The sequence below is a fragment of the Serratia sp. A07 genome (genome assembly GCF_058725505.1).
This window is the reverse complement of record NZ_JBZXDO010000005.1, coordinates 243,618-264,406: the sequence shown is the minus strand read 5'-3', so window position 1 is coordinate 264,406 and position 20,789 is coordinate 243,618. Positions and strand designations below refer to the sequence as shown.

The window sequence follows — 20,789 nt, the reverse complement described above, 5'->3', positions numbered from 1 at the left end:
AGGAAGCCGGCAAGGTTGGCGCTTTGAGTGGATTTACCTTCGCCCCCTTTGGTTGAGACCATAGGGATAACGCGAGGTGCCGGGTGGCTAACACCCATAGATGTGGATTTAGCTAATTTATGCATGTTTTACACTCGAATTTATCAATTCGCGTGTAAACGGTTAAATTATATATACTTTAACAATTTTGCAACAAGCACAGGGATTGAAAATCCCCGTGTCCTTGGTTCGATTCCGAGTCCGGGCACCATATTTAGAGAACCCAGCCTATGGCTGGGTTTTTCGCTTTCTGGAGTACGGACTCTCCATCGAACTACGTTCGATTATTCGGCCCAAAGTCCTCACCCTGCGGGCCAGCGCTAAAGCGCTGTTCAACGCGGCGCAGGCGCCGGTTGTCCGAGTCCGGTCGCCCTATTTAGAGAACCCAGCCTATGGCTGGGTTTTTGCTTTTCAGGGACAGGACTCTCCATCGAACTGCGTTCGATTATTCGGCCAAAGGCCTCACCCTGCGGACCAGCGCTGAAGCGCTGTTCAACGCGGCGCAGGCGCCGGTTGTCCGAGTCCGGGCACCCTATTTAGAAGAACCCGCCTATGGCTGGGTTTTTGCTTTCTGAGATACGGACTCTCCATCGAACTACGTTCGATTATTCGGCCCAAAGTCCTCACCCTGCGGGCCAGCGCTAAAGCGCTGTTCAACCCAGCGCAGGCGCCGGTTGTCCGAGTCCGGGCACCCTATTTAGAAGAACCCGCCTATGGCGGGTTTTTCGTTTTCTGGGATACGGACTCTCCATCGAACTACGTTCGATTATTCGGTCTGAAGGCCTCATCCTGCGGGCCAGCGCTAAAGCGCTGTTCAACCCGGCGCAGGCGCCCGTTGTCCGAGTCCGGGCACCATATTCAGAATAACCCGCCTATGGCGGGTTTTTCGTTTTCTGGGATACGGACTCTCCATCGAACTACGTTCGATGATGCGGCCAAGGGCCCGCTCGGAAGAAGGCAAAGTGCAGCGCGTGGTCGATCTGCGGCCGCGCTGAGGCGCAGTACATACATAGCGGGACATCAGCAACGTCCTAAGCTCGAGGATTGGCTCAATGGCTGAGTGTCTAAAAGCATCCGCTGCAATGCTCTCATGCAGAACTATTCCTACAAAACGGACTCCGGCATTGATCGCGACCAGAGCCGAGAAGAACTATATAGTTAATGAACGTATACCGAATAACTGTTTGAGCTGAAAATCAACGGCTGGAAGAACCGGTGAAAATAAATGACGAGTGGTTTTATACGGAAAAATTTTTCCCTGGTTTACTATGTGGTCTCTGATTTTTAACGGGCAGAAGGGCTCACCATTATTCCAGTCGTGTACTCTCACGCGTACATCAGTATAATCAAGCAATATACAAGGAAGGTACATTAGCCCAAGATTATTGGCCACACGATATCGATGGTTGCCATCCATAATGATCCCCGTGTGCTTTTCAATGGGAACGGGTGTTATCCATTTTTGGCAACGCGCTATCTCCTCTGTTAATGCTATAACATGTTCCATGTTGACCTCTTCAGAGGGACGGATCAAGGCAACTGGGTGTAATATTACCTCATACTGCATGTTCACCTCACCTGAAATTTTCAAGGGCATTAAGTAAGATATCTATCTCATCTTCACTGTTATACGCATGAACGGATGCACGAACGACTGACTCCAGCCCACGATTTCGCATGTCAATGAATGTCGAACTAAATCGAGAACATGAGACATTAATTCGACGTGGTTGAGCCGATAGGTATTCCTTAACAGATTCAGCTGTTTTATTTTTAACTGTAAATGTAACTATTCCTGATAGATTATCTCCTTTATCCTGTAACTGAACGTGCGGTATACATTTCAGGCCTAAGCGAAGTTGCTTAGCCAACTTAAAAATTCTTTGCGTTACTGTATCTTGCCCTAACGAAAGCGCATATTTCGCGGCAGCCCCCAGGCCAAGCCTGTCAGCGATATTTGCCTCCCAGCATTCGAATCGTCGGGCTCCCTCGCTAATATGATAACTCTGCTCATCTATAAGTCTTGCAGCATGGTGATCAAGCCACACCGGTTCAATATTCGAACTCAGGGTGCTGTCCATCCATAAAAAACCCGTACCGCGTGGAGCTCGCAGGTATTTACGCCCTGAGGCTGTTAACACGTGGCACCCAATTTTTTGGACATCAAGTTGTAAATGTCCAATACCCTGGCAAGCATCAAGGAAAAACCACACGCCAGCATCACGAGCAAGGGCGCCCATTTTTTCTACCGGCTGTATTGGTCCCCCATGAGTTCCCAGTATTGGGAGGCTGATTAATCTGACCCGAGGGTTGCCAAGGGCATGTTGTAATTGCTTCAGACAAACAGCCCCCTCCTCATCCGCTTCCAGAATCTTGATCTGAATGCCATCACGTTTTTGTCGTTGCAGGTAAGGTATATAATTACCTGCATATTCAGTGGTCGAAGTCAGGATGATATCTCCAGGGCGCAAGGGAAGAGAGTAGAATGCGATGTCCCAGGCCCGGGTAGCATTTTCCACAAGCGCGATATCTGCAGGCTTTGCCTGGATCATTTTCGCCAGATAACCATATATATCACCAAGCCATTGGCGCTCACTCTCTGCGGCTTCATACCCACCGAGGGTAATTTCTTTTAAATAGTGTTCATGCACAGCCTGTATAACCGGGACAGGCATTAAGCTTGCTCCTGCATTGTTAAAATGAATAACATGCTCAGTCCCTGGCGTGTCAGCGCGGAGTTGTGCCAGACTTAACGTCATGGGTATTCTCCTCTTTTTTCAGGCTTACCATATACCCGGATTGATACGGAACGGGAAGAAATTCCTGATGCATACGACGGAATGTGTCATCAGGGGCCAGGTCCGCGAATAATTGTGGATGTATCCATCTGGCGAGTTGCTGGATGGCAATAACGTCATACGGGCTGTTGTAGAACTGATGCCAGATGGCGAAAAATGCGCTATTACGGCGGGCAGTGCTATCTGCATAAGCTGGACGGGTGGTGAACCATGCCAGCTTACGCCTGGACTCCTCGATATTGACGCCCGGTCCGAGAGGGATCCACCTTCCGCCAGGAACGAAGGCCTGAAAATTCCCGCTGGTGAGTATGACGACATCAGGATTTGCAGCTATCACCTTTTCAGGATTTAGCGTAAAAAATGAACCGGGAGCAAGATTGGCTGCGATATTGTCTCCTCCGGCTAATTTAACAAAACGCCCAAAACTCCCCTTTCCAAAGGTCATACAGCATTCTTCTGAATAACCTCCAAGACGTTCTAAAAATACCTTTGGCAATGGCTTCTGTAATTTTAAAGTCCTGGATATGACGCGTTGTAACTCACTATCGCGAAACTTTAAATAGGCTTCAGAGCGTTCCGATTGACCAAATAACTCGCCAAATAGTTTCACTGTAGGAGGAATATGTGCAATAGGGTCATACCGAAAATCCACATAGACAATTGGGATACCCGCACTGGCAAGTGCGGCTTCATACCCTGAGTCAACAATGGCATTTCGCGCATCCATATTCATGATGATGACGTCAGGTTTCAAATTAATAGCCTGTTCGATATCGAAGGTCCCTTGCTCGCTGCCTCCAAATGTCGGGATTTTCTCCAGTTGTGGAAACTGTTGCCGGTACTGCTGCCATGTTGCCGGATCTGACTGTATTAAATCTTTCCGCCAGGCCACTATCCTCTTGGCAGGATTTTCTTTATCAAGCATTGCGACCAGATACAGTTGGCGCCCTTCCCCAAGGATGACACGCTGTACCGGTAATTTGATGTTAACGGTTCGGCCAAGGAGATCGGTTACAGGCGTCACCGTCTGTTCAGCATGAGCAACTGATGAGGTTAACAATACAATAAAGAGCACAAGTCGTAATATCATTTTTCATAACCTATTTTCTTGTTGAATTCCCTTGAAGAACGGCTGATTTTTAACGTAATCATTAAAGTCATGGAATACATGACCACAACGCAAAGAAACAACGCTGACAACCCCGGCCAGAGAAGGACTACGCCCCCCAAAGCAATACCTATGATGGAGGCGAACTGGCTGATGCTCTGGACCACCCCCAATATATACCCTTGCATACCTTCGGCTGTTGTGCGCGAAATTAATGCGGTAAGCACAGGCGTGGTTGCGCCAAGGAGAATTCCCCATAAAAAATAAAGCCCGATAAACCAGCTGGTTTCCCTTACTGTAGCCAGCAGCAGCGTTACCAGGATACATCCCATGATGATCCCCACCATTCGGTAGAGCGTGCTGGCTATATCGTGCGCTTCAAACCATCTTGCCCAGAGAGACGCTGATACAATCACTCCCGTAGCCTGTAATCCATAAGCTAATCCTGTTAGCCAATTAGGGGCATTGAACACCGTGCTGACATAAAGAGAAAAAGGCGTTTGCGTAATCATGCGGCTCATTAATAACAAGCCAAGAACCGTCAGTAAGCCAACAATGACGCCATTGTTGATTCCAGTTGGAGTCCTTTTCTTATCTTTTGAATGAACAGCTGAAGTAGACGAGACTCCATGAGGAGCATCAGCAGGTAATATGAAAAGAACAATCAGTGCACATAGCGTACAAATAATGAATGCGCTGACGTTTATCCAGAAGAAACTCAGTAGATCGAGAATGGCTCCCCCGATAATCGCCCCTGCCAAAGAGCCTGCGTTGGTCGACACCTGCAACCAGGCAAAAAGTCTCGTACGCTGTGCCGCTGGCACCATTGCAATACCATAGGCCTGCGCCGGCGCAATATAACCCGCACAGGTACCCTGTAAAAAACGTAAAATAAGCACCAGCCAGACGTCATTGGCGAAAGCAAGCCCAAGTTGCGTTAATGCCAGGCCCATCAGTGCGCGGATCATCATGACTTTATTGCCCGTTATGTCGCCTACCCGCCCCCAGAATGTGCTGGTTAGCATAACGCCAAGCATCGGTGCTATATACACCCCTGTGCCAGCGATGCTCAGTAGTTCTGTGGACGTCATGCTTTCGATATGAAGCGGCCAAAAAGGGCCGCTCATTTCCATCGCTCCCATCGAAAGCAGTTGCACGATAAACAGAAACTGGACAATAAAAGTCACACTGCCCGTTACGCGCATCCTCATTCCCTCCTTATCGTTGGCCAATCGGCGGGGATCGGGGAGCGGGCAATCTTCCCTCCCATATACTCGCAACACCAGTAATAGATTTCTTCTATATATGGTGTTGGCACCTTGAGCCTCTGGCCGATTAAAACCAGCAGGCTTAAACCGCAGCCAATATCTTCCCGAAAGACCCGATGGTTTTTGTCAAAAATAAAAGTGTCGGATCGCCCTTCGCGGATCAGAGGCAGCGGGATCCCCTCATAGGCCTTATTCGTTCGTAAAATACTGAGGAGTGTTCTGGGGTCAGAAATTGAGTCACCGTATGCCTCGACTATTTCCTGCTGCAATGGCTGCACAGAGCTGAGATCGATACCCAGTGAAAGTTCGGCAGCTTTACATAAGGCCTGATTTTCCTCATCACAGCGAGCAAGGAAATAAGCACCGAGTTCAGGGCAATCACTCCACCAACACGGAATATGATTGAAAGCATGCCCGTGCCACTGCCCCCATGGGCCGATGAGGCCATAAATGACGGAACTGTGCATGATTGGATTTCCTGGTGTAAGGGTAATCTCCAGATAATTAGACAGCAGAGTGACGGGAGCCTCATAAAGCTGCCTCAGATAATCAAGCAGAATATCGGTATTCTCAGGTGTTTCCCGGCGATGAACAGCCACGTACAACTGTGATTTCTCCCCCCCTATCCTGACACTTTTTCCGGGTACAAGATCAAACGCAATATGGGGGACATCTTTCATGCCCCATATAACAATATTCGATAAGCCTCCAAATGCTTTTTCTGCCAGCCAGTCAAATCCGCCAAAACCGGGAATGGCTCCGACGAAGACCTGCTTATGCCGGGGCAGCGCTGGCGCGATGCTTTGAAGCACGCTTTCGCGTACATGGCTTGGGGCAGTAATGATAATGAGATCTGCAGCGGCGCAGGCTTCATCGACTGACGCCGTCATCCTGACGGCAGAGGCTTTTATGACATTTGCATCAGGCATGATCGCATGCAACTGAGCGCCACTGCCTTGATATGCGGTGACAGTTTCTGGCCGGCTAGTGTAAAGAGTTACTGCAACTGCGGGATTTTGACTGAATAAAATGGCAGCAAGGTGGCCCGTACGGCCGGCCCCACATATTGTTACCCTTAACTTCTCGCCTGAGAACATTATTCTCCCTCCTGAACAGAAGAGAGTGCAAACCAGCCATCAAGTTTCTCCCAGACTTGCTCGGAGAGAAGATCCCGTTCTTTGAGCCACTCCTCATTGAAGATCGTATTTAGATATTTTTCACCGCCATCTGCAATAACGAGAGCCACATTCCCCCGAATCGTTCCATTATTGATAAATTCCAACGCTTTATATATTGCACCACCGGTAGAACCGCCAACAAGCAGCCCGAAACGGCGCGCAAGATAGCGTGCAGTTTCAAAAGCGCAGACGTCGGAAACCTGTTCACCATAATCAATGCAGCTGTAATCCAGAACTAATCCGACGGTGTCTCCTTCCGGTGTGCCGGTCCCTGATTGATAATAGGGTTTTCCTGGCTTGCCAAATACGATAGAGCCTTCTGGCTCTACCGCGATCGTAACTGTATCCGGATTATGAACCTTGAGGCCATGCGCTATCCCTGTCATCGAACCGCCAGTGCCAACACATCCAATCCACGCGTCGACTTTGCCAATCTGGCAGATAATTTCACGCACCAGGTCTGCATATCCACCGGCATTGGCCGCATTATCTGATTGGTTCATGAAAACTGCGCCGGGTATTTCACCTGCAATTTCAGCCGCCATACGCTGTCGTTCCACAACCGCGACTTCATTTTCACCATAATTACCCTTAACGTAACGAATATCTGCTCCCAGAGCTCGCATGATGGTAATTTTATCCTGAGCGGCATGATGGTCCACCACTGCAATAAATTTAAGCCCAAATTCGATAGCCGCAATGGCCAGGCCGATCCCCGTATTTCCTGATGATGATTCAACAATCGTCCCACCTGGTTGGATCCGCCCTGATTTCAGCGCCGCAACAATCATATTTCTGGCCATGCGATCTTTCATGCTCCCGCCAGGATTGTTCTTCTCCACTTTGATATAAAGACGAGAGTCAGATTGCGCCAGCGGTAATTGAATGAAGGGAGTATTGCCAATCAAATCAGTTACTTTTCTGAAGATCATTTTACAACTCCTTAATTGTCAACGGTAAAAATGAGGTTTTGGCGCGAGCTCATGACAGCGGTCAGTCTTGTGGGGAGCGGGTGCCGGTGGAACTGGTTTTCCAGTAAATCCATTTGGTAACCAGCGGTATTGGCAAATATCAGCAAGTCGCCCGGTTCAGGCAGGTGCTTGAATGCAATCAGACGGTTAGTTATAACGTCCTCGTCAAGGCAACTATGACCCGCAATCCATGCTTTCGCAGCAGGAGATGGCTCATGAGAATTCTGACGAATATGAAGCGGATCGCTTAAGAATTCAGAGTTAAACCACGTTTCGCATGCACTGAAGCTACTTCCCTCGACAAAAATAACGTATCCGGAATCACCGTGAGGCCGGACTCGACATACACGAAAAACACTTATGGCGCTCTGGTTGGCCAGACTTCTTCCGGGCTCGACACACAGCGTTAATCCTTCATCGATTAATGCATCGCAGACTCTTTTACCCACAGGGCCCGCACCGCCAAGAAACTGAGTGAGCCAGTGCTCAGCGTTTATATCACCACCATAGGGATAGAAAGCATCCGGGACCCGTCGAGTACGATAGTTTTCCTGCGTCTGTGAGGATAGCCATGCCTTATAGCAATTCCCCTCTACATACTGAACGGGCAACCCTCCCCCGATATCGATAATGCATGGGGAATGGCCAAGACTACGGGCGCAGGCAATCAACGGTAATGTGTCAAAAAAAGCGTTAACCCTGGATACGGGCGAGTAGCCACTAAGATGGAAATGGAAGCCATCGATTTTTAATGGATTACAGGTCTCGAGTTTCTGAAGCACGGCACTCACTTCACTGGATGACATACCAAAACGGCTGGTATGGCTGAACGCGGGGCGAAGGCGCAGTAGTATACTGATTCGGCCTGTCGGGCTTTTCCAGCATTTAGCTACTTCCATGAGATCGTCCATTTCCTCGACTGAATCCACGACAATCCGCGCCCCCTGCAGAATTAACTCCTGCAAAAAACGTATTGTTTTTGCAGGACCGGTGGCACACAAATCGGTGCCTCTGCATCCAGCGCGGATAGCATCGTTGAGCTCATGCAGGCTGGATACATCAGCCCCTGTTCCGGCAGCGACGGCAGCCTGTAATAACGACTGTGATTTATTGACTTTAACGCCATAATAAAATTTCGCTTCAATACCAAATCCCGCCGTAATAGCAGCCATCGCATTGAAATTATTCTCCACGGTATGCGGCCAAACAATATTGAGCGGAGAACCGTAAATTTCTGATAAGCGAACAAGAGTATCAGGGGACGTCTCTAACCATCGGGCAATAACAGGATCCACATAGGGGGGTAATTCTCTGGCAGGGCTTACCCGCCATGAAGTGGTTTCCCGGCAATAGGTATTTAACAGCGAAGCCATATTAAATCCTCTCAGAAATCAATGGTTACCGATGCAAGGAAGGTGCGTGGCGCTCCCTGCGCAATGGTGCTGTATGACGCCACGCCAGCCCAATAATGGCGATCTAACACGTTCTGAACATCAAAGCGGAAAGTTGCCGGTGTACCGTACACACGCGTTTTATAGGCAGCCCCCATATCTACCGTTGTCCAAGAACGGATAGACTGCGTATTCGCCTGATTGACGTACTGCTTCCCGCTGTAATTAACATGACTGTTCAGGGACAATCCCCGTAGGACAGGGAGGTCATATTCCACACCCGCGTTTGCTTGTACCGGGGAGACGCCAACGGGTTTGTTACCACGAACGCCGGTGGAGGGAGATTTGGTGAGCTCAGCATCAATCAGGGAAAGGCTTCCTGACATTCGCAAATTATCAAGAGGTTTATGGGAGATATTCAGTTCAATTCCTCGGTTCCGCTGCTCGCTATTGGAATTGAATGTATTGCTACTGTCGATTGCACCACTCGGCTTCGTGATCTGGAAAAGAGCAAGACTGTTTTGGATTCCCGCCTCATCGTATTTAATGCCCACTTCGTATTGACGCGATCGGTATGGACGCATCACCTGACCTGCGTTTTGTGCCGTACCAGGGGCAACATCACCTTTGCTGAGCCCCTCAATGTAGTTGGCATACAGCGAAACGGGTTTCCAGGGACGGTAAACCAGGCCAAGCATCGGAGTGACGGCAGAGTCATCATAGGTGGATGAACGATCGCCATTAGCGGCGAAGTTATCGGCACGAACCCTTTGGAGACGCACGCCTGGCGTGATGTCAACACGTCCATCCAGTACGGTCATTGTGTCTGCAAGCGCGAGACCACTTAACTGGCTGGAGGAGGTTTTTGATACTCTGGCTGGCGCAGAAGGCAGGGTGACATCAACGTCTGACGGGGAATAAATATTGGAATCTACCGTTTGCCCCCAAGTGCTGGCGATTGCGAGGCGATCATGGTAATAACTGACCTGCAGCGTCGCCTGATGATCAATGGAACCGGTTGAAAAATAACTTCTTGCGCCAGCTTCTAAAGTATAACGATTCACCTTAAAGCGGAAATTAGTAATCGTCGAGACGACATCCCCTTTGTCGTTAATAATATTAGGGGTTTGCTCTGATATGCGTGAAACCATCGAGCGCCCACCGCCTGCATTCGCAAAAACGGTCACGTTGTCATTAATATCGTATTCTGTGTGTAGCAATGCCCCCTGATCCCGGATTTTCCACCACATCCCCTTTTGCGCGATGTTTGTCTTACCATCAGGAGCATCCGGAACATCAATGCCTGCAGCGACAGTGAAGGGGCGATTTGGGGATTTTACTCGCTGATATTGATCAAGCAGGTCAAGGGAAGCCCTCACCCCTCCGTTCCCATAATCGAGAGCAAGCGCGCCTAATGCCGTATTTTTATAGGCATTGTCGAGTGCCAAATCGCCACCACTACCGCCACCGTTAAAACGGATTCCCCACACCTCACCGTCCGGGGTAACCCACAATTTACCGACATCGACGTATGCACCGAGTTGGTTGTTGGACTCCCAGGTGGTGGTGAGTCGTTTAATATCCTGAGCTGTAGCCCTTTTAGTCACTGCGTTGATGACACCGCCAACCCCTCCATTCGGGGACATCCCATAGAGCCCCGCGCCCGGCCCCTTCAGTAACTCTATTCGTTCGAGATATTGCGGCAATAATTGATAATTTGGTGCCACACCATAGACACCATTGAGTGCCACTTCACCGGTATTGCCTTCACCAATAGGGAATCCACGGATCATGAAAGAATCCAGGATCCCGCCTGAAGGAGAGGTAACCCGCACGGATGAATCATTTTTTATAACATCGCCGAGAGATTTAGCCTGCCTGTCTTCAATGTATCGCGAGGTATATCCCTTGATACTGAATGGCGTATCATGAATGACTTTACTTCCTAATAAGCCAATGTTGGCTTGTTTGGATAGTTCATCTTCAGTTTGTGTAACAGCACTGTCGGCGGTAACGACAACGGTATCTTCCGCGTTCGCAATATAAGGAATTAAAATTTCTACAACAGCCAAAACCAGAAACTTCTTTCTACGATTCATAACCATTATCTCGAGTCCCAGAGTTACCGGCGTATCAATCAGCTAAAGGATTATTAAGGCCGTGCTGAAGTCGATAATCAGTATATTGTTGTAAATGCATGCTCATTAATGAGCGGGTATACCAGGGATGGTTCATAAAATGCTCGCGTTCCTGATGCCAGAAGCTGTCATCTAGCCTTGGGTGAAGTTCTTTAAATACACGGTCAAGTTCTTCGCCAATAACTTTCCACATACGGTTATCTTGGATGCAATAGAAGTGAGTCAGGCAAAGGGCGATTTCATGTAAATGACTGACAAGGCAAGCATCCACGACGAAGGTTCTGACGGGTTCAATATCATCTTCAAACACCGTGGGTAAAATGCCAGGCCAGATATAAGGCTTGAGTTCGTAACCTTGCTTACGGAGTGCCGGGGCCCAGCTGCGGCCATCGCCGAAGTCACGGATAAGCATGGCCACAGCGCGGCCGGAATCATCAAATAAAACCTGCGTATTTTGTTGGTGTGCTTCAAGCGCCACGCCATAAATCAAATACATAGCCAAGACCGGTTTCAGTATGATCCGGGTGTAATGACGAAACCATGTCTCAGGCGTGTATCCTGACAAGGCAATCAGCTCACTGATAAGGGGATCGGATTTATGCGGGAGGGCGGTAAATAGCGATGCAACCGTGATAGCCAATGAATTATCGTTTCTTTTCCACGCATCCGTACTACGAAACACGACGGAGAGAAACTTACCCTCAGCGTCATCCATACGATCTTTATGACGGAAGTGCCATGCGGCATCTTCCCGGAAAAAGTCGAGTTTGCCGTCAAAACCCTGCTCCACATCCAGGATATCCTCAATAATCGTACTAATACGCGGCCCCATGTGAATGGATTTAGCCTGGAGGCTACGCATCTCACTGGTCATCCATATGGCAACGGGCAATTTTATAAAAGGCAATGCCGGGGCCGTCGGAAGCATAGTTCTGAACGACATTGAGGGTGCGGTTTCAATTTCGGGACCAAATGGCAAAAGAATGCCTTCGTCTATTTCTTTGGCGAAATGACCCAGGACCCAATGTTCAAGATGCCAGGGGTGAAGGGGAATGGGCAGCCATTCTTGAGGGTTGTGATGTTGACTTTCGAGCCAGGCGCACCATTCACTCCAGACGCCAGGAAAGGCCGATGACAGCCATTGATGGGTATCCTGAACATGAGGCATCTTCTCGCAATAAACCATGTCGGCCTGTATGGCTCCCATGCGAAGAATGACTCGGGCTCCAAATTCGGCGGACAGGGCCTCGATGTCTTCATCGTTTAATCCAGGCCGGGACTTCCAGGTAGGATAATAAGGGTGGCCTTCCAGAGATCCCCACTGGTCCAGGAGAGTCGCCCCCTCTCTCAAACTGTGATGGCGTCTTATCCATTTAACAAAATAAGACTCCCCCTCTTTCTCCATGTCTTTAGTAATGCTATTCCGCCATTTTGACCGATGCGCTCTGGCCAGCCGGTCATTATGGATACTGTTAGCAACATCTTTATTGAATTTAGCTATACCCTCAGCCGAAGGGCTGAAACTAAATTCATTTTTCAGGACGTCGATCAGTTGTTCATGTGACAGAATCGGTGTTTTGCTCCCGTCGGCTGCCTCGAGGATAATATCACCACGATTAATAACACTATTCGCCGGAAAAACCGCCGTTAGATTTAGCCGAAGGGTATATTCTCCATCAGAGAGGCGGTAATTAACCCTACTTTTATCATCGAAAATCTCAAGTTTCTTTTCATCAAGTAGTTTTTCCGAAAAAAGACAACGAATTATTCGAGAGAGTGCGTTACGAGCCGAAAAATCAGGTTGTGTTGAAAGTGCCTGTCTCGCAAAGCCATTCTCCTCTGCCAGCTCCATCATATTTTCTCCCAAAGTAAGAGGGTTGAAACGATTAGGCGTAAATTGAGAACCTTAAGATCAACGTGATATTTCATTGCTCTCTCAGGTTCCTTGAAAACTTTCAGTCACTACGCTACCATCAAAATAAATTCATGTAAATGATAATCAATATCATTCTCATAACTGTAATCCATGATGAGAGAATCAATTTATATCAATCACTTAGGCGGACAAGGTATGAGTATAGAGATTAGCTATTTGTTTATCCCTGCTAATAAAGAGGTAATGTTTTCGAAGGCGTTGGCCAGTGGTACCGATGCGATCATTATTGATCTTGAAGATGCTGTTCATCCGAACGAAAAGCCCCTTGGGCGTGATAACGTTCTGAGTTGGCTACATAAAATTAATAAGAGCAGCGTTAAAACCGGAATATATATCCGGATAAATCATCCAAACGACAAGGAATTTGATGACGACATCAGTTTACTCAATTCATTAAATAAGCCATTGATTACGGGTGTGATGGTGCCAAAACTGGAATGCAGTGAAACGATAAACCATTTGAAGTCGAGGCTTAATGCCGGAATATCAAGGCTACCCTTTATCGGCATCATAGAAACGGCGCGAGGATTGTATCACTGTGAGAGTATAGCCTGTAGCGGTGTGGTCAGATTAGCGTTCGGCTCTTTAGATTATTCGCACGATATTAATTGTCTGCAAACACCTGAGGCACTTCTCTATGCGAGAAGTCGTATCGTGGTGGCTTCACGGCTTGCCAACCTACCGCCCCCTATTGATTGCGTCACCCCCGAATTTTGTACGCCCGAAACGTTGTTAACGGATTGCTGCCATGCCCGATCTCTTGGATTCAGTGCGAAATTATGTATTCATCCGGATCAAGTCGATGTGGTTGCCAAAGCATTTAGCCCTACTGAGGAACAAATTAAATGGGCTGAAGAAGTGTTAAAACAGTCCAGAGAGAGTTATGCATTCCAGATCGGAGGTTCGATGGTAGATTTACCTTTAATAAAACAGGCGGCCCGTTTAATGGACAATAAATAAATCAGAATGGACATATTAGCAACCCACTCAAATAATATTAATCATAATTATTATTTGAGTGGTTATAGATAAACTCTCTCTATATATATTTAACCGTTCGATATCATTTAACGTCAGGCCAAAGCATTTGCCCCGGAGAGAGTGTCCGACAAGCAAAGAGTAGCCTTCCAGTAAGGAGCCCGAGTCTGCGATAGAGGCGCTGCATTTCGCACAAACCAGGCATGTTGTCACAACGCTCATTTTGGTAAGATTTTCTTATGAATTCATGATAGCATCGGGTAACACTATTACGCTGGCAAGGATGTCAGAGGGACTGAAATCATAGGGACGAAGATGCAGACTGCTATGCAAAGCAATCCCCCCGAAATTACACTATCAGCACTGAGCCATCTGGCCTTTTGTGCTCTTGTTGGGCTGGGTATTGCTCGCCAGGAAGGCGTTGCCAGTACGCCGTTGACTGAACATCTGTTTTTGGTTCGTTGGTTGGCTACGGCTCAAAAACAAAAGCGGTTTCCAAAATGTGTTGCCATTGATATTGCACTCCTGCTTGAGCAGGGACGGAGAAAAGGCCCCGCCAGCAAGCTGCGTGAAAAACTGCAATACCTGTGGCGATCCTGCACTGACCCCCTCATCACCCAATCGGACTTATTTCGACTCACCTATGTTACCGAGAAACTGAGAGAGCAAGGTTGGAAAAACTTCATCATGGACAGCCACATCTGGAAAGATGAACGCTTTTCTGCATCTTCTGCACCCAATGAGTTTTACACGGAAGAAAATACGTTAAGAGCAGCGTTCTCCGATAATGGTGAGTTAACCAATACTTTAGAGTTACGCATCATTGGAGATGTTGAATCACTCTTGGCGCTAATGGCCCAATCAGCTATTTCTGCAAAGCTGATTGAGAGAGGCGAGCTCTTCCATCGGGTCGTGCTGTTTCCCCAATAAGCACTTATATCCAATCACGCAGCCCTGCACGCTCGGCTGAGTCGTGCCACAGTGGCCAGCGCCAGTGTAAAGAAAATTAGCCGCCTTGCCGCCAATGATGCAGCAGCCGCTCGAGATAATGTGGAAAAAAGTCTATTACTACGGGAGGATCACGCAGGATAACAAACAGATTACCGAAGGAATGCTTTTTTCTTGCCGGGAGAATACAGGCAACCCACCTTGCGAAGTGGTCTATACTCCATAGACAAGTAAGCTTTTATTACCAAAGAGACATAACAAGAAGAGGCCCATTAAGAGGCCCTTGCAATCTTCAATTATGTTCCATCAACCCCATCCCATAGTGGATACATTATGGGATGCGTACCCTATTTTTTAGGCGCGGAACAAAGCCTCTCTGGCATCCTGCCGTTATACATGACAAGGTTGCCATCATCTAACTTTGCAAGTTTCAGCACATAGAGTCGTTTGTTAACACCCAGAAAAAATTTTTTCACCTCGCCTAAGGAGAAGTTATCTCATCTAAGATAATTAGGCTATCGATTAAGAACCTCATAATCGCTCTATTAGACCCACTCTTAGTTCGGTACATAGCCGAAACATCAGCATCTTCCCATCCTTCTTGCCATTGATGGCATAGTAGCAAGTCAGGCCTTTATATCAGCGCAATCGCCTTACGCGGGGTAGCCGCTCCTCTTTGAGAGCCCATTGGCATTGAGTCGATGTTCACTAAACGCGCAACACATTTTGTATATGGCATGAACACTTCTTGTCCTATCACTTAACGCTCACAGGGGGCGAATTCTATTGATTCAGGATGAGAACGACGAAGTAAGGGAACCTCTTCCTCAGGCCCCCCCCTGCTCATTCACTCAACAAGCAGCTATGAACAAGCATTCAACCCATTGAATTAAAATGTAAAAAAAGAAGTATAATAAACTGATTTCATAATTTCACTTTTAATTTCATTTTTTCAAAATACCCCCTGATTCTAATATCACGTTATTTCACCTTCTCAGCGCCTATTTTAGGGTTATTCTAAGCAACGAACACCCGATCCCGGAAATGCAAAACGAACGCAGGCTGGCACATACACCAGAAAATCAGATGAGAATCCATACGATGGGTAGCCGCTTCAGGCGATCGTTTTCATGGCGTCGAGACTCAGGGATATCGGATTTTTACGTAGGAATAATCATTAAAACCACATGCAAGCTTTCATAGGGATTTTCATGGAAAGAAATACGCCCGTAGCCTTTACCTAATGTGCTACCAAATTCTAAACGGGCATTTAAAAATTCGGTATTTCTGGCCCGCACACATTTTAATTAAATTTAATTCGTGAAGCTTACTTATAAGAAAAAGGCAGCCTGGTTGCTATAAGCCACCCTATCTGCAGCCGTATTTCTGGGTATTATTCTCATTATACTGGAGCTTATTAATGAATCAGCGTTTGGATATCATCGGCATTGGCCTTGGCCCGTCGAATCTTAGCCTGGCGGCCTTAGGAAGTGAAATAGAAGGGTTTACGGGGCAATTCCTGGAGCGCAAACCTCATTTCTCCTGGCACCCAGGGATGATCCTGGCGGATTGCAGCATGCAGACCAACTTTTTAAAAGACCTGGTGAGTGCAGTTGCCCCCACCAATCGCTACAGCTTTCTCAACTATCTGGTAAAAAACAGAAAGTTCTATCGTTTTCTGACGACGGAACAGCGCACCGCATCGCGTGAAGAGTTCGCCGACTACCTCACCTGGGCCGCCGGCGGGATGGACTCGTTGGCGTTTAACCAAGACGTTCAGCGGATCGAGTTCGACGATCGGCAGCGCCAGTTCGTGGTGACCACCTCGAATATGGTCTTCCACGCCAAACACGTCAGCATTGGTATAGGCAAGAAAATAAAGCTGCCGGATTGCGTGACGGCGCAAAGCGATCGCTGTTTCCACGCCAGCGAAATGATGCTGCGCAACCCCGATTTGACCGGCAAGCGCGTGGCGATCGTCGGCGGCGGCCAGAGCGGCGCCGATCTGTTCCTGAATATTTTTAAAGGGGAATGGGGCCAGCCGGACCAGCTCGACTGGATATCGCGCCGCAACAATTACAACGCGCTTGATGAAGCGGCCTTTGCCAACGAATACTTCACGCCCGATTACGTCGAGAGCTTTTACTCGCTGGATAGCGCGGCCAAGCGGCATATGCTGGCCGAACAGAAGATGACCTCAGACGGCATCACCAGTGAGTCGCTGCTGGCGATTTATCGCGCCATGTACCACCGCTTCGATGTCCTGCGCGAGAAATTATGGGTGCGCCTGCTGCCCAGCCGTTCGCTGACGGCCGTGAAACACACGCTGGATAACGCCTACCAACTCGAAACGCGTCATCATCTCGATCACGGTGAGGAAGCCTTCAAGGCGGACGTGGTGATCTTCGCCACCGGTTATCAGACGGCCACGCCAGAGTTCCTTGAACCTTTGGCCCACCGCCTGCTGACCACTGCGGATGGCGAATACCGCATCGCCCCAGACTTTACCTTTGAGTGGGAAGGCCCGGCGGAGAACTGCTTATTCGCCATGAACGCCAGTATGCACAATCACGGCATCGCCGATCCGCAGTTGAGCCTGATGGCGTGGCGATCGGCCCGGATTCTTAATCGGGCGTTAGACCACAAGCCATTTGATCTGGGAACCACGCCGACGGCCATTCAATGGCGCAGTGAAAGCGTACCACACGCGTTTTAAATACAAGAACGTCTTAATCATTGTCACTACGCTTTGATGGAATTACGTATATGAAAAGACAAGTCATTAAATTTATTACGAAGCAGCTGGCCGTATTGGCCCCCGAATTCAAGGCCAGATTGCTCTACAAAAAAGCATTTGGCAAACCGTTGAACTTGCAGGCGCCATCCACCTGGAATGAAAAGATCAATCACCTGAAGTTGAATGGCTATAGCCACAATGCGTTGGTGAAGCAGTGTGCAGATAAATATGCGGTAAGACAGTACATCAAAGATCAAGGGTGCGAAGAGATCCTTAATGAATTGTACTTTGCCTGTGATTCAGTGAACGATATTCCGTGGGACGCATTACCGGATAAGTTTGTGATCAAAGGGAATCACGGTTCCGGGTATAACCTGATTTGCCAGAATAAAAAATTGCTGAATATCAAGAGCGCCAAAAAATTGATCGATGGCTGGATGAAAGACGATTATTGGAAAACCTATGTAGAGCTCAACTACAAAGGGATACAAAAAAAGATCATTGGGGAGAAATATATCGAATCGGCCAATGGTCACGGGCCTGAAGACTATAAAATCTATTGTTTCCGCGGTGTGCCTTACTGCACGTTGCTGTGTGTCGGCAGAGATACCGGGTCGCCGAAGTATTACTTCTTTGACAAAGATTTCAAGTTTCTGTGCTACAGCGATGACTGCCTGGCCTTGAGCCAGGAAGAAATAGACGCCTTCGTGAAGCCAGAAGGCTACGATGAGCTGTTTGAGTATGCCTCACGCTTGTCCGCGCCCTTCGAGTTTGTTCGCGTTGATTTCTACATCTCCAAAGGCCAGATCATTTTCGGCGAATTGACCTTTACCCCCTCCGCCGGGCTGGATACGGATATCCTGCCGCCAACCGATGTTTTGCTCGGCGAGATGTTGACGTTGCAACAGCACTGATTTTCACCTGGCCCTACGGTGAAGATCGACCACGCCTGAGCAGAAATACCGGCCGGCACGTTTGCTGCCGGTCGGTATTGCCTTGAGGGTTATCGGGCCGAGGCTCTCGCCTGTTCTTCCGCCGTGACGGCAACATCTCCGCCTCCCGCCCTTGGCTATCCGCACCAGCCCCAAGGGCAATACCTCAACCAGATTGCATAACCATTTGAAAAACAATGGCATTGAGCGATTAATAAGAATCACTTACATATTTATAATAAAATGTTCTATATGTATAGGAAGCTATAATATAAGATACCGGAAAGTTTCCCTGGTGTTGTTGTGTGTCTTTGCCCTATTTTATAGGGCTTTTTTTGCTAAACATCGTTGATAACCGTGTGTTTTCACCCTTCTTCGCCGTTTGCTCACCCACAAAAATCATAATAATTTCTAATTAATTGTAATCCTTCTTATTCCTGACTTATCAATAATAACAAGGGGTTGCTATTAACCCGGCAAAGCAACTGGCGGCCCTCTCTGGGCTGCGGCCGCACTTCGCCGTCGGAATGCCCGCCCTAAAGGTAGGTTTTGCCGGCCCCGAACGGATGCTACTATCGGCTTTTTACAAGGATGTTGATCCGCATGTTCTTGTCCAACCGGCATTTTATCTCCGCGCTTCTGGCGCTCGCCATCGGCCTTTGGCTGCCGGGCTCCGTGCTGGCCAGGCCCGACCTGGAACGCAAGATCGGCACTACCGTTGCCGACAGCGATTCTGCAGATTACCGTTTCAGCGATCTGCGCTTCACCTCCGCCGACGGCCAACGGCATTACCGCGTTCGCATCGCCCAGCCGCGCCAGGCCCCTGCGCCTGACGGCTATCCAACGGTTTATTTCCTCGACGGCAATGCAGTGCTGATGGGATTGAATCCCGCCTTGCTGGCCAAATTGGCGGCGGCGAAGCGGCCACCGGTGCTGGTGATGATCGGCTATGACAACGATCTGCGCATCGATGCCGCCGGCCGCGCCTACGACTATACGCTCCCTCTGCCGGCGGGCCTGAAGCAACCGCCGCGGGGCGGCGGGGGCGCGGATGCGTTCCTGCAATTGATTGAAACTCGGATCAAACCGGCGATCGCCGCCAAACTGGCGGTCGATCCGCAGCGGCAAACGCTGTGGGGTCACTCCTATGGCGGGCTCTTCGTGCTGCACACATTGTTCACCCATCCCACCGCCTTCCAACGCTACATCGCCGTGGAACCCTCGCTGTGGTGGGGCAACGGCATGATCCTGCAAGAAGCGCAGCAGATGATGGCGCGACGCCCGGCGCCGGTGGCGAAGCTGCAACTGTGGGTTGGCCTGGCGGAACGCGATCGTGCGGCCCCGCCCGGCGTGAAGAGCCCCGCTCTGCCGGCGGACGCAACGCGTTTATTGGCCGAACACCTGGCGCAGCTCGACGGTCTCGCCGTCGGCTATCGGGAGTGGCCGGCCTTAGGACACGGCGCCATGCTGGATGCCGCCATCGAGCCGGCGCTGAGCAGCGTCATAACAGAGAACTAAATCAGCGGATCAGAAGGTATCGGCCACATTTTCATCTGCGGCGCATATCTTCTGATGAGAAGAGTGTTTAATATCTGAGACAGCGAGTGGCGGGCGCGGGTGGGCGCGTCAAAAAACAAAGTGGCTCCCCCGTCGGCAAGTGAGCTTGCTCTATCCGGTGGAGCCATACAGTACTGCAGTTTTCCCGGTGGGGCCCTGGTGAGGCGCAAGTAGGAAAAGATGGTGTAAGCAGGGCATTTCAGCGTTTTAATACCGCCTGTTTCACTATTTTCTTCTCCCTGTGACGCCTACTATAAGCGCCCCCTCACCCGGCGGAAAAGGGTGAAAACCACCCTTGAAATACATTAACGGAAGTGATATTAGAAGCGGTTAAGGCGAAAGTGCCTAGTTCAGTTTTGAATAATTAAATCAGGGAATTATATTAAAAATGAATATTAATATCACCGACAAACCCAACCCGCAGGATGAAGAGTTCGTTATCGACAGCCTCTGGGCTCACAACCATAAAACCCAGCCCGTAGACATTCACCCACTGTTTCTGACCGTCACCGACGACAACCAGCAGATCGTCGGCGGCCTCGTCGCACGTACCTGGTGGGGCGGCCTGGAAGTGCAGTATCTGTGGGTCGGCGATCGGTGTCGCAAGAGTGGTTACGGCCGCCAATTGATGCAACTGGCCGAAGAAGAAGCCCGCAAGCGCGGTTGCCATATGGCCTATGTCGATACCTTCGATTTCCAGGCCCGGGGCTTCTACGAAAAACTGGGCTACCGGGTCTACGGCGAGCTGGGCGACTACGCGCATCGCCACACCCGCCATTACCTGGCTAAAAGCCTGTAACGCGGCCTGAG

General features: G+C 49.1%; 15 protein-coding genes and 1 pseudogene. 6 read left to right on the top strand and 10 right to left on the bottom strand.

What is annotated here, in order from left to right; translation table 11 throughout:
- The 10 genes and pseudogenes from AC4PR2_RS08310 to AC4PR2_RS08265 all read right to left on the bottom strand — a co-directional run.
- Window positions 1-125, bottom strand: a pseudogene (locus AC4PR2_RS08310) (ParA family protein); the annotation flags it as partial.
- Between the two features lie 1,064 nt (window positions 126-1,189).
- Entirely contained in the window at window positions 1,190-1,606 is a 417-nt protein-coding gene (locus tag AC4PR2_RS08305) for a ParB N-terminal domain-containing protein (RefSeq protein WP_072265500.1), read from the bottom strand.
- A 7-nt stretch (window positions 1,607-1,613) separates the two neighbouring features.
- Window positions 1,614-2,798, bottom strand: coding sequence for an aminotransferase class V-fold PLP-dependent enzyme (locus AC4PR2_RS08300; protein ID WP_492175011.1), 1,185 nt, complete (start codon window positions 2,796-2,798; stop codon window positions 1,614-1,616).
- The gene (locus AC4PR2_RS08295) at window positions 2,767-3,927 is read right to left on the bottom strand and encodes an ABC transporter substrate-binding protein (RefSeq protein WP_492175010.1); all 1,161 of its coding nucleotides are present in this window, start codon (window positions 3,925-3,927) and stop codon (window positions 2,767-2,769) included. The genes AC4PR2_RS08300 and AC4PR2_RS08295 overlap by 32 nt, the downstream gene beginning before the upstream one ends.
- Window positions 3,924-5,150 (bottom strand): MFS transporter, encoded by a 1,227-nt coding sequence (locus tag AC4PR2_RS08290; RefSeq protein ID WP_147840333.1) that lies wholly within the window; start codon window positions 5,148-5,150, stop codon window positions 3,924-3,926. The genes AC4PR2_RS08295 and AC4PR2_RS08290 overlap by 4 nt, the downstream gene beginning before the upstream one ends.
- A 2-nt stretch (window positions 5,151-5,152) precedes the next feature.
- Entirely contained in the window at window positions 5,153-6,310 is a 1,158-nt protein-coding gene (locus AC4PR2_RS08285; RefSeq protein ID WP_060441029.1) for an NAD/NADP-dependent octopine/nopaline dehydrogenase family protein, read from the bottom strand.
- Entirely contained in the window at window positions 6,310-7,323 is a 1,014-nt protein-coding gene (locus AC4PR2_RS08280) for a PLP-dependent cysteine synthase family protein (RefSeq protein ID WP_492175009.1), read from the bottom strand. The genes AC4PR2_RS08285 and AC4PR2_RS08280 overlap by 1 nt, the downstream gene beginning before the upstream one ends.
- A gap of 11 nt (window positions 7,324-7,334) precedes the next feature.
- Window positions 7,335-8,735, bottom strand: a complete 1,401-nt coding sequence (locus tag AC4PR2_RS08275) for a Y4yA family PLP-dependent enzyme (protein WP_060422618.1) — start codon at window positions 8,733-8,735, stop codon at window positions 7,335-7,337.
- 11 nt (window positions 8,736-8,746) lie between these two features.
- Window positions 8,747-10,852, bottom strand: coding sequence for a TonB-dependent receptor (locus tag AC4PR2_RS08270; protein ID WP_060441067.1), 2,106 nt, complete (start codon window positions 10,850-10,852; stop codon window positions 8,747-8,749).
- Between the two features lie 34 nt (window positions 10,853-10,886).
- The gene (locus tag AC4PR2_RS08265) at window positions 10,887-12,743 is read right to left on the bottom strand and encodes an IucA/IucC family protein (RefSeq protein WP_425504614.1); all 1,857 of its coding nucleotides are present in this window, start codon (window positions 12,741-12,743) and stop codon (window positions 10,887-10,889) included.
- A 219-nt stretch (window positions 12,744-12,962) separates the two neighbouring features.
- On the opposite strand from AC4PR2_RS08265, the gene AC4PR2_RS08260 reads away from it, so the two are divergent.
- The 6 genes from AC4PR2_RS08260 (at window position 12,963) to AC4PR2_RS08235 (ending at window position 20,778) form a co-directional block, all read left to right on the top strand.
- Window positions 12,963-13,787 (top strand): HpcH/HpaI aldolase/citrate lyase family protein, encoded by an 825-nt coding sequence (locus tag AC4PR2_RS08260; RefSeq protein WP_060423102.1) that lies wholly within the window; start codon window positions 12,963-12,965, stop codon window positions 13,785-13,787.
- A 345-nt stretch (window positions 13,788-14,132) separates the two neighbouring features.
- The gene (locus tag AC4PR2_RS08255) at window positions 14,133-14,735 is read left to right on the top strand and encodes a DUF2913 family protein (RefSeq protein WP_158524203.1); all 603 of its coding nucleotides are present in this window, start codon (window positions 14,133-14,135) and stop codon (window positions 14,733-14,735) included.
- Between the two features lie 1,438 nt (window positions 14,736-16,173).
- The gene (locus tag AC4PR2_RS08250) at window positions 16,174-17,469 is read left to right on the top strand and encodes a lysine N(6)-hydroxylase/L-ornithine N(5)-oxygenase family protein (protein ID WP_492175008.1); all 1,296 of its coding nucleotides are present in this window, start codon (window positions 16,174-16,176) and stop codon (window positions 17,467-17,469) included.
- Window positions 17,470-17,519: 50 nt separating this feature from the next.
- Window positions 17,520-18,404 (top strand): ATP-grasp fold amidoligase family protein, encoded by an 885-nt coding sequence (locus AC4PR2_RS08245; protein WP_060441025.1) that lies wholly within the window; start codon window positions 17,520-17,522, stop codon window positions 18,402-18,404.
- Between the two features lie 621 nt (window positions 18,405-19,025).
- Window positions 19,026-19,940, top strand: coding sequence for an alpha/beta hydrolase-fold protein (locus tag AC4PR2_RS08240; protein ID WP_197804294.1), 915 nt, complete (start codon window positions 19,026-19,028; stop codon window positions 19,938-19,940).
- Window positions 19,941-20,367: 427 nt separating this feature from the next.
- Window positions 20,368-20,778: a GNAT family N-acetyltransferase gene (locus tag AC4PR2_RS08235; RefSeq protein WP_060422598.1), complete on the top strand. Its 411-nt coding sequence runs from the start codon at window positions 20,368-20,370 to the stop codon at window positions 20,776-20,778.
- Window positions 20,779-20,789 lie beyond the last annotated feature (11 nt).

What these genes read in the sequence shown, in the direction of transcription:
- AC4PR2_RS08305 (WP_072265500.1), bottom strand. Translation starts at nt 1,606, where the DNA reads ATGCAGTATGAGGTAATATTACACCCAGTTGCCTTGATCCGTCCCTCT.
- AC4PR2_RS08300 (WP_492175011.1), bottom strand. Translation starts at nt 2,798, where the DNA reads ATGACGTTAAGTCTGGCACAACTCCGCGCTGACACGCCAGGGACTGAG.
- AC4PR2_RS08295 (WP_492175010.1), bottom strand. Translation starts at nt 3,927, where the DNA reads ATGATATTACGACTTGTGCTCTTTATTGTATTGTTAACCTCATCAGTT.
- AC4PR2_RS08290 (WP_147840333.1), bottom strand. Translation starts at nt 5,150, where the DNA reads ATGCGCGTAACGGGCAGTGTGACTTTTATTGTCCAGTTTCTGTTTATC.
- AC4PR2_RS08285 (WP_060441029.1), bottom strand. Translation starts at nt 6,310, where the DNA reads ATGTTCTCAGGCGAGAAGTTAAGGGTAACAATATGTGGGGCCGGCCGT.
- AC4PR2_RS08280 (WP_492175009.1), bottom strand. Translation starts at nt 7,323, where the DNA reads ATGATCTTCAGAAAAGTAACTGATTTGATTGGCAATACTCCCTTCATT.
- AC4PR2_RS08275 (WP_060422618.1), bottom strand. Translation starts at nt 8,735, where the DNA reads ATGGCTTCGCTGTTAAATACCTATTGCCGGGAAACCACTTCATGGCGG.
- AC4PR2_RS08270 (WP_060441067.1), bottom strand. Translation starts at nt 10,852, where the DNA reads ATGAATCGTAGAAAGAAGTTTCTGGTTTTGGCTGTTGTAGAAATTTTA.
- AC4PR2_RS08265 (WP_425504614.1), bottom strand. Translation starts at nt 12,743, where the DNA reads ATGGAGCTGGCAGAGGAGAATGGCTTTGCGAGACAGGCACTTTCAACA.
- AC4PR2_RS08260 (WP_060423102.1), top strand. Translation starts at nt 12,963, where the DNA reads ATGAGTATAGAGATTAGCTATTTGTTTATCCCTGCTAATAAAGAGGTA.
- AC4PR2_RS08255 (WP_158524203.1), top strand. Translation starts at nt 14,133, where the DNA reads ATGCAAAGCAATCCCCCCGAAATTACACTATCAGCACTGAGCCATCTG.
- AC4PR2_RS08250 (WP_492175008.1), top strand. Translation starts at nt 16,174, where the DNA reads ATGAATCAGCGTTTGGATATCATCGGCATTGGCCTTGGCCCGTCGAAT.
- AC4PR2_RS08245 (WP_060441025.1), top strand. Translation starts at nt 17,520, where the DNA reads ATGAAAAGACAAGTCATTAAATTTATTACGAAGCAGCTGGCCGTATTG.
- AC4PR2_RS08240 (WP_197804294.1), top strand. Translation starts at nt 19,026, where the DNA reads ATGTTCTTGTCCAACCGGCATTTTATCTCCGCGCTTCTGGCGCTCGCC.
- AC4PR2_RS08235 (WP_060422598.1), top strand. Translation starts at nt 20,368, where the DNA reads ATGAATATTAATATCACCGACAAACCCAACCCGCAGGATGAAGAGTTC.